This is a genomic window from Streptomyces sp. UW30 (assembly GCF_008042075.1).
GTDB lineage: Bacteria > Actinomycetota > Actinomycetes > Streptomycetales > Streptomycetaceae > Streptomyces.
In genome coordinates, this window is the sequence record NZ_RDBN01000037.1 from 317650 (window position 1) to 329129 (window position 11480).

Consider the following 11480-nt stretch of genomic DNA (forward strand, 5'->3'; position numbering starts at 1 on the left):
CGGGGGAGGGGATCCGGGCGTGCCGCTGCACAAGGACGACCCGAAGTCGCTCGGCGGCTACAAGCTGGTCGACCGGCTCGGGTCCGGGGGCATGGGGATCGTCTACCGGGGCAGATCCCGCTCGGGCCGTGAGGTCGCCGTCAAGGTGGTGCACGCGCAGTACGCCGAGGACGCGGTCTTCCGCGCCCGCTTCCGCCAGGAGATCGAGGCCGTCCGCAAGGTGAGCGGCGCCTTCACCGCACCGGTCGTGGACGCGGACCCGGAGGCGGTACGGCCCTGGATGGCGACCCAGTACGTGCCCGGGCCCTCGCTCGCCGCCCTGATCCGCGAACAGGGCCCGCTGAAGGGCACCGAACTGCGGCGGCTGGCCCTCGGGTTGGTGGAAGCGCTGCGGGACATCCACCGGGCTGGCGTGGTCCACCGGGACCTCAAACCCGCGAACGTCCTGATGGCCGAGGACGGCCCCCGCGTCATCGACTTCGGCATCTCCCGCGCGGCCGAGAACCACAACACCCTGACCGAGACCGGCCAGATGATCGGCACCCCGCCTTTCATGTCCCCGGAGCAGCTCACCGACGCCCGCTCGGTGGGCCGGGCCTCCGACGTGTTCTCCGTGGGCGCCCTGCTGGTCTACTCGATCACGGGCCGGGGTCCCTTCGACGCCGACAGCCCCTACCTCACGGCCTATCAGGTGGTCCACGACGCCCCCGTCCTGGACGGTGTGGCACAGCCCCTTCGGGCGGTCCTGGAGCGCTGCCTCGCCAAGGAACCCGCCGACCGGCCCGAACTGGACGAACTGGCGGGGGAGTTCGTGGCCGCGCTGCCGGAGTCGGGCGCCGACGACCTGCCCACCGTGACGCTGCGCACGGAGGAGATGGCTCTGGTCTCCACCCGGCCCGCCGCCCCGGCCCCCGCGGCCGAGGGCAGGCGCCGGCGCCGGATACGCCCGCTGTGGGCCACGACCGCTGCCGTCGGCGCCCTCGCGCTCGGACTGACGGGATACCTGCTCCTCGGGCCCGGACTCGGGGACGACGACGCCCCGTCGGGGGCCGACACCGCCGCGTCCGCGCCCTCCCGATGGACGGCCGTGCCGCCCGGCTGGAAGCCCTGGCAGACGACGGCGAACGCCATCGCCGCGCAGGGCGTGAAGGACGCAACCGGCGTCGCCGGCTACGGCCCGGAGGGCACCCCCGAGTGCGAGGTGTACGAGGGTGGCGTCCACTGCGCGGGCGACGGGGTCCTGCCCGTGCGCATCGACGCGCTCACCGGACGGGTCGTCTGGCGGGCGGACGGGGTGCCGTCCGCCGTGGGCAACGGGACGTACATCTTCTCGGTCCTCGGTGTCGTCGACGACACGATGGTCGTCCAGCAGGAGTACCGCCCCGAGAAGGGGGACGACCCCGAGTACTCGGTGACCGCACTCGACACGGGGAGTGGAAAGAGGCTCTGGCATCGCATCGTGAACACGCGCCAGGTCCGCCCGCACCTCTCCGGCGACCTCGTGATCGTCCCGGACGACAGCGGCCGTTCGGTGATCGCCCGCTCACCGCGCACCGGCGCCGAACGCTGGACGGCACCGCTGCCGGCGGGGCAGTACTGCGACTGGGCGGACACCGGTGAGGACCCCTATGTCCAGTGCGCCCCGGCGTTGACCGGCAGCAAGGAGTCGCTGCTCCTGGGTTGGGACCGGGCCGACGGCTCGACGCGCCGTCTGACGGTGCCCAGGCGCGGAACTCTCGTCGGGACGTTCGACGGCCGCCTGCTCTTCCTCGACCCGGTCGAGGACGTGGACGAGGAGGCGTTCTCCCGGATCCGGCTGCTGGATCCGGACACGGGCAAGGAAAGTACGACGAAGTTGGCGCAGGAGTTCGAGGGCAACGCGGCCCTGTCGGACGGCACTTTGTGGTTCGCCACGACCTCCGGCCAGGTGACCGCCGTGTCGGCCCGGACGGGCGAGCGGCTGTGGCAGACCCGGACGAGCCTGGAACAGCCGAGCGACGTCACCCACGACCCGCGCGCCCATGTGGTCTACCTGGCCAGCGCGAGCGGCCGGGTCGCCGCCCTCGATGCGTTGAAGGGCACGCTGCTGTGGGAGACCATGCCGCGTACCCAGCGGGTGACGAACCAGGGCTGGTCGCGGTCCGAGGTGTTGCTTCACAAGGGCGCCCTGGTCGTCGCCACCTCGGAAGGCGATCTGTTCACCCTCGACCCCGCCCACCCCGACCGGGGGCCCGTGTCGGGGTGAGCGAGAGGTCTGCGCCAGGCCTTACGGCAGCGCCAGCATCCGCTCCAGGGCCAGCTTCGCGAACGCCTCGGTCTCCTTGTCGACCTCGATCCGGTTGACCAGGTTGCCCTCGGCCAGCGACTCCAGCGCCCAGACCAGGTGCGGCAGGTCGATGCGGTTCATCGTCGAGCAGAAGCAGACCGTCTTGTCGAGGAAGACGATCTCCTTGCCCTCGGGCGCGAAACGGTTCGCCAGCCGGCGGACGAGATTCAGCTCGGTCCCGATGGCCCACTTGGAGCCGGCCGGGGCGGCCTCGAGGGCCTTGATGATGTACTCCGTCGAACCGACGTAGTCCGCCGCGGCCACGACCTCGTGCTTGCACTCGGGGTGCACCAGGACGTTCACGCCCGGGATGCGTTCGCGCACGTCGTTCACCGAGTCGAGGCTGAAGCGGCCGTGCACCGAGCAGTGGCCGCGCCACAGGATCATCTTCGCGGCACGCAGCTCGTCCGCCGTCAGCCCGCCGTTCGGCTTGTGCGGGTTGTAGACGACGCAGTCCTGAAGGGACATCCCCATGTCGCGGACGGCGGTGTTGCGCCCGAGGTGCTGGTCCGGCAGGAACAGGACCTTCTCACCCTGCTCGAAGGCCCAGTCCAGGGCCCGTTTCGCGTTCGAGGAGGTGCAGATCGTGCCGCCGTGCTTGCCCGTGAACGCCTTGATGTCGGCGGACGAGTTCATGTACGAGACGGGGACGACCTGCTCGGCTATGCCGGCCTCGGTCAGCACGTCCCAGCACTCGGCGACCTGCTCGGCCGTCGCCATGTCGGCCATCGAGCAGCCGGCGGCGAGGTCGGGCAGGACGACCTTCTGGTCGTCGGACGTCAGGATGTCCGCCGACTCCGCCATGAAGTGCACGCCGCAGAACACGATGTACTCGGCCTCCGGGCGGGCGGCCGCGTCACGGGCCAGCTTGAACGAGTCACCGGTCACGTCGGCGAACTGGATGACCTCGTCGCGCTGGTAGTGGTGGCCGAGCACGAAGACCTTGCTGCCGAGCTTCTCCTTGGCCGCGCGGGCGCGCTCGACCAGGTCCGGATCGGACGGCGAGGGAAGGTCGCCGGGACACTCGACGCCGCGCTCGCTCCTCGGGTCGGCCTCGCGGCCGAGGAGCAGCAGGGCGAGGGGCGTCGGCTGTACGTCGAGCTCCTGGGTCTGGGCGGTGGTCACGACACGCACCCTTTCTGTTCTGCGGCTCGCCGGCACCGGATAGTCCGGTCCCGGCGGGTCAAGCGGGACACCTTCTTCGACTTCTCGTCGAATTGACGTTATCTATCATAACCGGTTCACGTCAGTTTGACGATGGCCATCGTGTCGATGTGACGTGAATCCCGGTGACCGGCTCGCTGATTCCTGAATGAGACGTTTTCCGCTTCGCGCACCGTGTGCGAGCATGAAGAAGGACCGAAAGACAAGCATCCGGCCCGGAATGAATCCGCCGACCCGCCGGTTGCACACGTCGGCAAGCAGTCTCCGTACAACCCGGGAGAGATGTAGATGTCCGTATCGGACGAGACCAGCACCGCCACCGACGGCATCATCCTGAGCGACGCCGCCGCGGCCAAGGTCAAGGCCCTGCTCGACCAGGAGGGCCGCGAGGACCTCGCTCTGCGAGTCGCCGTTCAGCCCGGTGGCTGCTCGGGCCTGCGCTACCAGCTCTTCTTCGACGAGCGCTCGCTCGACGGGGACGTCGTCAAGGACTTCGGCGGTGTCAAGGTCGTCACCGACCGCATGAGCGCTCCGTACCTGGGCGGCGCCTCCATCGACTTCGTCGACACCATCGAGAAGCAGGGCTTCACGATCGACAACCCGAACGCGACGGGCTCCTGCGCCTGCGGCGACTCCTTCAGCTGATCTCCGCACATACGCAGAAAGGCGGCGACCCCCTCCGACGGGGCCGCCGCCTTCCCGTGTCCGTGGGCCCTTACCGGGCTCCGGACGTCTGGGGTGCGTCCGGGAGCGTCCCGGGCTTCTCCAGCGGGATCGCCTGGCCGTCCGTGCCCACGACCTTCCGGTCCCCGAGTGGCTCATCGAGCTGCACGGTCTTGTGGAACACCTTGGCGATCAGGATGCAGACCTCGTCCGGCTGTGAGGTCTCGGTCACACGAACCGTCACCTCGTCGCCGTTCTCGCTCGCCGTCACCTTGTAGTCGGCGCACACACCGCCTGTGAAGGCCACGGTCAGCTTCGAGTCGTCGGAGGTGTAGCCGTCCGCGCCCACGTTCCGGGTGATCGGCGACGACGTCGAGTCGTCCTTCGGCCCGGTCGGCCGCGGGCTCGGCTGCCCGGTCGGCTCCTGCGACGGCGTCGACGAGGCCAGGTACTTCGGGTCGATCGCGGGATACGTCACCGTGAAGCTGTCCTGCGCGCCCTGCGTCCGCACCTCGAACAGCCAGGACGGCACCAGCGCCTGCCGCGCGTTCACATAGTGCGCGGCCAGCCCGAACACGGCCTTCTCCACCGTGATGACGTCCCTGGCCGGCGCGCTCGCCGAGGCCGCCGTGTCCGGCTCCGCGCCGGTCGACCCCTCGGCACCGCAGGGCGCCTCAAGACGGTCCTTCAGCGGTACGGGGCTGGCGCAGCCGCCGATGCCCATCCGGCCGTCGGCCCCGGGCGCCGCGTTCATCAGCCCGAGCGTCTTCTCGGCGTCCAGCACGGGGTACGTGTCCCCCTTCACCGGCGCCTTCAACTGACCGCTTCCGCCCACCACTTCGCCCTGGGCGTTCACGGTGATCCCCGTCGTCCAGCCGTACGTGGGCAGTCCGCCGACCACGGGGTTCGCGTTCACCGCTCGCTGGGCGCCCATGACCTGGCTCGCGTCGAGCTTCGCGTCGTCCTGGCCGACCGCCTTGAGAACCGGTGCGGCGGCCTTCTTCGCGACGGCCTCGCTCACCGGATCGCCGGCCGGCGGGGCGGGGGCCTTCGCACAGACGGTGGTGCTCTGGCAGTTGTCCGTGCCGGGGGCGTACCGGTAGAAGGTCCAGGTCCCCGGCGCCTGCTTGTTCACCTGGAGACTGGGCCCCGCCCCGTCCGTCGCACCGACCCTCCAGGTCTGCCCCTGCGCCACCGGCGTCCCGTCCACCCCGAGCGCCTCGGCCAGCCGGGCCACCTCGTCCGCGCCGACCTCGCCCCCCGCCCGGTACACCGCCGCCGACCCGGGCCCGTCCGGCAGATCGCCGTCGGCCATGTACGTGGCGCCGTACGGGTTGGGCTCCCCGGGCGCGATGCCGCCCGTGCCGCCCTCGGTGTAGCCGTCGAGGTGCAGCGGCGGGGGAGTGTCACCGCCGGACGCCCCGGACGACGTACCGTCGTCCGACCCGCCGGACGCGTTCGCGGCGAGGAAGGCCCCGCCGCCCCCGAGGAGCAGCACGGCGGCGGCGACGGAGGCGATGATCGCGGGGGAGCGGTGGCGAGCGCTGCCGTGCGCGTCGTCCGGCCCGTGGGTGTGGATGTGGGTGTGGGCGTGGCTCGGCTCCGCGTCGGGGGGCGTGGCGGACGCCTCCGAGGCCGCGGCCTCATCCGAACGGCCGACGACGGCCGAGGCACTTTCGTCGTCCGAGGCACCCGCCCCGTCCGATGCCCCCTCGTCCTCGGCGACGACCTCGTCGGTCCCGTCGCCGACCTCATCGCCCCGGCCGTCAGGAGCTCCGCCCGCCGCCTCACCCTCGGCGGCGGGCCCTTCGGCACCGGCGGCGGCCTGCTCCGCCCGTGCCTCCTCGGCGTCCTTGCCGCAGGCGCCCGCGTCGTCGTTGTCGGGTCGCTCGGTGTTCACCGCATCGCTCCTTCGGCTGCGCACATGTCCCATGACCCTGACCCGACCCTGTCAAAAGGTCGGTCTGTCGGGTCGTATCCCGCATCCCCTTTACGGGGGACGCCGATGGGACGCAGCGGGGGAGCGCACGGTTCCCTGAAAAGCGCCGATCGCGCCGCCGGAGTTCGATCGGCCGGCGGGTCAGTCGCCGTAGTCGGACATCGCGTCCAGCAGTCGCGCGGACTTCGAGGGCACGGTCACCCCGTGGATGCGTGAGGGGGAGACCGGACGGGAAAGGACACGGTCGGGAGCGGCCCAGTGCGGAGCCATCCGCGCACAGTCACCCAGCAGTGACGCCAGGTCGACCTCCAGGTCGGCCGGGGCAGGGGCGCGGACCTCGAATTTCGTCATAGCCGCACCGTATGCACGCTCGAGCCCGCGAAGAAAGATCTACTATCGGGTAGTTTTGCCTGCTTCTGTGTTCTGGTCACGAACGGTAGCGTGGAATGTCAATCCAACCTCCCCGCAGGAGACTCCTCGCCGTGCGCATCGCAGTCACCGGCTCCATCGCCACCGACCACCTCATGACCTTCCCCGGCCGCTTCGCCGACCAGTTCGTCGCGGACCAGCTGCACACGGTCTCGCTTTCCTTCCTGGTCGACAACCTGGACGTACGCCGGGGCGGCGTAGGTGCGAACATCGCCTTCGGCATGGGTCAGCTGGGCACGAAGCCGATCCTGGTCGGGGCCGCGGGCTCCGACTTCGACGAGTACCGGGCCTGGCTGGACCGGCACGGCGTCGACACCGAATCGGTCCGTATCTCCGAGACCCTGCACACCGCCCGCTTCGTCTGCACCACGGACGCCGACCACAACCAGATCGGCTCCTTCTACACCGGCGCGATGAGCGAGGCCCGGCTGATCGAGCTGAAGACCGTCGCGGACCGCGTGGGCGGCCTCGACCTGGTCCTCATCGGCGCCGACGACCCCGAGGGGATGCTCCGCCACACGGAGGAGTGCCGCTCCCGCGCGATTCCCTTCGCCGCCGACTTCTCCCAGCAGATCGCCCGGATGAACGGCGACGAGATCCGGATACTGCTGGACGGGGCGACCTACCTCTTCTCCAACGAGTACGAGAAGGGACTCATCGAGACCAAGACCGGCTGGACGGACGAGGAGATCCTGTCCAAGGTCGGCCACCGGGTCACCACCCTCGGCTCGCGAGGCGTACGGATCGAGCAGGCCGGCCATGACCCGATCGAGGTCGGCTGCCCCGAGGAGGAGCGCAAGGCCGACCCCACGGGCGTCGGCGACGCCTTCCGCGCCGGGTTCCTGTCCGGACTGGCCTGGGGCGTGTCCCTGGAGCGGGCCGCGCAGGTCGGCTGCATGGTCGCGACGCTGGTCATCGAGACGGTGGGGACGCAGGAGTACCAGCTGCGGCGGGCCCACTTCATGGACCGGTTCACCAAGGCGTACGGGCATGAGGCCGGCGAAGAGGTCCGGGTCTACCTGGGCTGAGAGCCAGGTAGAGGCGTTCAGGTCAACCGGCGGACCACGTAAGCCGTTCCGTTCTCCGCCGGTTCCTCGCCCACGTACTCCTGACCCCGCATCTCGCACCACGCCGGGATGTCCAGGCGTGCCGCCTCGTCGTCGGCGAGGACCCGGACCAGGCCGCCCACCGGCACCTCGCCGATGACCTTGGCGAGCTCGATGACAGGGATCGGGCACAGCTTGCCGAGGGAGTCCACGACCAGGACGTCGTCACGTACGACCGTCTCGGTGACCGGTGCGCCCAGCTTCTCCCGCACCCCGGCCACCGCCCCCGGCAGCACCTCCAGGAACCGCTCCACGTCCTCCTGCGCCGTCCCGAACGGCAGGGACACCCGCACGTTCCCCTCGCTCAGCACCCCCATCGCCTTCAGCACATGGCTGGGCGTCAGCGTGCTGCTCGTACAGGACGAACCGGAGGAAACGGAGAACCCTGCACGGTCCAGCTCGTGCAGCAGTGTCTCCCCGTCGACATAGAGACAGGAGAAGGTGACGATGCCGGGCAGCCGGCGCTCCGGATCGCCGACCACCTCCACGTCCGGCACCAGCCGCGGCACCCGGGCTCGGATCCGCTCCGTCAGCTCCCGCAGCCGTACCGCCTCTTGGGCCGCCTCCGCCCGCACGGCCCGCAGCGAGGCCGCCGCGGCGACGATCGCCGGGATGTTCTCGAACCCGGCCGCCCGCCCCGACTCCCGCTCGTCCGCGGGCCCTTGCGCGGCGAACCGCACGCCCTTGCGTACGACGAGCAGCCCGACCCCCGACGGACCACCCCACTTGTGGGCACTCCCGGTCAACACCGACCAGTCACCCTCGACACGCCCCCACCCGAGCGACTGCGCCGCGTCCACCAGCAAGGGCACCCCGGCCTCCCGGCACGCGGCGGCCACCTCGGCCACCGGCTGCTCGGTGCCCACCTCGTGGTTGGCCGACTGGAGGCAGGCGAGCGCGGTGTCCGCCCGCAGGGCCAGCGCGTACGCCCCCACGCCCACCGCCCCGGAACGGTCCACCGTCACCTGGGTGACCGTGCCGCCCTCGGCCTCATGCGCATCAGCCGCATGGAGCACAGAGGAATGTTCGACAGCGGACACAATCAGGTGACGCCCGACCCGCCGCCGCCCGGCCAACACCCCGGCGACACCCGAGTGGACGGCCCGCGTCCCCGATGAGGTGAACACCAACTCATCGGCTCTGCACCCCACGGCCTCGGCGGCAGCCTCCCGAGCAGCGTCCAGCAGCATGCGTGCCCGTCGCCCCTCCCGGTAGAGGCGGGCGGGATCGGCCCACCCCTCATCGAGGGAGGCCTGCAGAGCCTGCCGGGCAACGGGATGCAGGGGAGCGCTGGAAGCAGCGTCGAAGTAGCTCACACTGCAACGCTAGAACGTCCGGTCACTCGGGTGCCCCAAAGGGGCGCGGGGAACTGCGCGACAAGCCCCAACGGACCCGCAGCCGCCAAACAAGCGAACCACCCGAGTTACTAGGCACCCCTCCTCGCGACCCCCCGGAGGGCGTCGGCTAGGGTTTGGTCCGCATAAACATCCAAACCCCTGCCCGACGCAGGGCGGCGACCGACCCGCGAGAAGTCAGGCCGCAGCCAATACGCGCGGGCGAGACTCTCGGGAAGGCGCTACGTGAGTCCCAACGGCTCCGACCGCTCGCCGCGGCGCCCGATGCGGCGGAAGCTGCTGCAGGCAATGACTGCGGGCCTGGTCCTGGCGACAGCCACCGGTTGCTCGTACAACTGGGAAGACTTCCCCCGCCTTGGTATGCCCACCCCGGTCACGGAGGAGGCTCCGCGGATCCTCTCCCTCTGGCAGGGCTCGTGGGCGGCCGCGCTCGCCACGGGCGTGCTGGTCTGGGGCCTGATCCTGTGGGCGACCATCTTCCACCGGCGCAGCCGCACCAAGGTCGAGGTCCCCCCGCAGACCCGGTACAACATGCCGATCGAGGCGCTGTACACCGTGGTCCCGCTCATCATCGTCTCGGTCCTGTTCTACTTCACGGCCCGCGACGAGACGAAGCTCCTCAGCCTCAAGGACAAGCCCGACGTCACCGTCAACGTCGTCGGCTTCCAGTGGAGCTGGGCCTTCAACTACGTCGAGCCCGTCGAGGGTTCCACCGGCAACGCGAAGACCGACAAGAACCTGGACGCGATTCCGGACCGGTTCAAGGAGGACTTCCCGGCGAACGCCGGCGGTGTCTACGACGCCGGCACCCCCGGCACCCGGAACCCGCAGACCGGCAACCCGGGCCCGACCCTGTGGCTGCCCAAGGGCAAGACGGTCCGCTTCGTCCTCACCTCGCGTGACGTCATCCACTCCTTCTGGGTGGTGCCGTTCCTGATGAAGCAGGACGTCATCCCGGGCCACACCAACGCCTTCGAGGTGACCCCCAACAAGGAGGGCACCTTCCTGGGCAAGTGCGCCGAGCTGTGCGGCGTCGACCACTCCCGGATGCTGTTCAACGTGAAGGTCGTCTCCCCCGAGCGCTACGAGCAGCACCTCAAGGACCTCGCCAAGAAGGGGCAGACCGGTTACGTTCCCGCCGGCATCGCGCAGACGAGCCACGAGAAGAACCGGGAGACGAACAACCTGTGAGCATCCTCAACGAACCCCAGGGTGCCGCGGCAGCTGAGGACTCGTACGAGAACGAGCTGCCGGTCCGGCGCAGGCAACCCGGCAACGTCGTGGTCAAGTGGCTCACCACCACCGACCACAAGACGATCGGAACGCTGTACCTCGTCACGTCGTTCGCGTTCTTCGTGATCGGTGGCGTGATGGCGCTCATCATGCGCGCCGAGCTGGCCCGGCCCGGTCTGCAGATCGTGTCGAACGAGCAGTTCAACCAGGCGTTCACGATGCACGGCACGATCATGCTGCTGATGTTCGCGACGCCGCTGTTCGCCGGTTTCGCGAACTGGATCATGCCGCTGCAGATCGGCGCGCCGGACGTGGCGTTCCCGCGGCTGAACATGTTCGCCTACTGGCTGTACCTGTTCGGCTCGCTCATCGCGGTGGGCGGTTTCCTCACCCCGGACGGCGCGGCCGACTTCGGCTGGTTCGCCTACAGCCCGCTGTCGGACGCGGTCCGCAGCCCGGGCATCGGCGCCGACATGTGGATCATGGGTCTGGCCTTCTCCGGCTTCGGCACCATCCTCGGCTCGGTCAACTTCATCACCACGATCATCTGCATGCGCGCTCCCGGCCGGCACCTGCTTCTCCCCCGAGCTGCCCGCGGCCGACCTGACGGCGGCCGTCGAGTCGGTCCCGGCGACGTACGCGCCCGAGTGCCTGTCCGCCCTCGCCCCCGCTCGACTTCCAGGTGTCCGACTCGTACTTCGTGGTGGCGCACTTCCACTACGTCGTCTTCGGCACCGTCGTCTTCGCGATGTTCGCCGGCTTCCACTTCTGGTGGCCGAAGATGACCGGCAAGATGCTCGACGAGCGGCTGGGCAAGATGACCTTCTGGACGCTGTTCATCGGCTTCCACGGCACCTTCCTGGTCCAGCACTGGCTGGGCGTGAACGGAATGCAGCGCCGCATTCCCGACTATCTGGCAGTGGAAGGGCTGACGACGCTGAACAGCCTGTCGACGCTGCCGTTCCTCTACAACGTCTGGAAGACCGCCAAGTACGGCAAGAAGGTCGAGGTCGACGGCTGTTCATCGGCTTCCACGGCACCTTCCTGGTCCAGCACTGGCTGGGCGTGAACGGACAACTTCCTCACTCTGCCGCGGATCCGGTCCGAATCCCCCGCGTTCGATCTGCATCACGCCCCGGCGCGGGAGAAGGAGTTGACCACTCTGTGAGCGTCACCGACGAATTCCTCAACGACATCGAAGGGCATCTGCTGCTGGGCCGCTCGCTGGAGTGGGCGACTTCCTGCCCGCCCCCGCGGCACAACTT

Annotated in this window: 8 protein-coding genes and 1 pseudogene; 5 read left to right on the forward strand and 4 right to left on the reverse strand. The window is 69.8% G+C overall.

The features are described from left to right. Window positions 1-19: 19 nt before the first annotated feature. Window positions 20-2245: a protein kinase domain-containing protein gene (locus EAO75_RS19985; RefSeq protein ID WP_147996438.1), complete on the forward strand. Its 2226-nt coding sequence runs from the start codon at window positions 20-22 to the stop codon at window positions 2243-2245. A 21-nt stretch (window positions 2246-2266) separates the two neighbouring features. On the opposite strand, the gene nadA is transcribed toward EAO75_RS19985, so the two are convergent. After that, window positions 2267-3451, reverse strand: a complete 1185-nt coding sequence (nadA, locus tag EAO75_RS19990) for a quinolinate synthase NadA (protein WP_147996439.1) — start codon at window positions 3449-3451, stop codon at window positions 2267-2269. A 327-nt stretch (window positions 3452-3778) separates the two neighbouring features. On the opposite strand from nadA, the gene EAO75_RS20000 reads away from it, so the two are divergent. Beyond that, entirely contained in the window at window positions 3779-4135 is a 357-nt protein-coding gene (locus tag EAO75_RS20000; RefSeq protein ID WP_147996441.1) for an iron-sulfur cluster assembly accessory protein, read from the forward strand. 70 nt (window positions 4136-4205) lie between these two features. On the opposite strand, the gene EAO75_RS20005 is transcribed toward EAO75_RS20000, so the two are convergent. Together EAO75_RS20005 and EAO75_RS20010 are read right to left on the reverse strand one after the other, a co-directional pair. Continuing rightward, on the reverse strand, window positions 4206-6053 hold the full coding sequence (locus tag EAO75_RS20005; RefSeq protein WP_187284522.1) for a hypothetical protein: 1848 nt from the start codon (window positions 6051-6053) through the stop codon (window positions 4206-4208). 180 nt (window positions 6054-6233) lie between these two features. After that, the gene (locus tag EAO75_RS20010; protein ID WP_030967407.1) at window positions 6234-6443 is read right to left on the reverse strand and encodes a hypothetical protein; all 210 of its coding nucleotides are present in this window, start codon (window positions 6441-6443) and stop codon (window positions 6234-6236) included. A 131-nt stretch (window positions 6444-6574) separates the two neighbouring features. Between EAO75_RS20010 and EAO75_RS20015 the strand changes: the two genes are divergently transcribed. Then, entirely contained in the window at window positions 6575-7549 is a 975-nt protein-coding gene (locus EAO75_RS20015) for a carbohydrate kinase family protein (RefSeq protein ID WP_187284523.1), read from the forward strand. A gap of 17 nt (window positions 7550-7566) precedes the next feature. Here EAO75_RS20015 and EAO75_RS20020 read toward each other — a convergent pair whose 3' ends face one another. Continuing rightward, a complete protein-coding gene (locus tag EAO75_RS20020) occupies window positions 7567-8943 on the reverse strand; it encodes a cysteine desulfurase/sulfurtransferase TusA family protein (protein WP_147996443.1) in 1377 nt (458 codons plus the stop codon). 264 nt (window positions 8944-9207) lie between these two features. Here EAO75_RS20020 and coxB point away from each other — a divergent pair, with 264 nt between their 5' ends. Together coxB and EAO75_RS20030 are read left to right on the forward strand one after the other, a co-directional pair. Next, complete coding sequence (coxB, locus tag EAO75_RS20025; protein ID WP_147996444.1) at window positions 9208-10173, forward strand: cytochrome c oxidase subunit II; 966 nt, start codon at window positions 9208-9210, stop codon at window positions 10171-10173. After that, window positions 10170-11272, forward strand: a pseudogene (locus tag EAO75_RS20030) (cbb3-type cytochrome c oxidase subunit I); the annotation flags it as partial. The gene coxB and the pseudogene EAO75_RS20030, both read left to right, overlap by 4 nt. Between the last annotated feature and the right edge of the window lie 208 nt (window positions 11273-11480).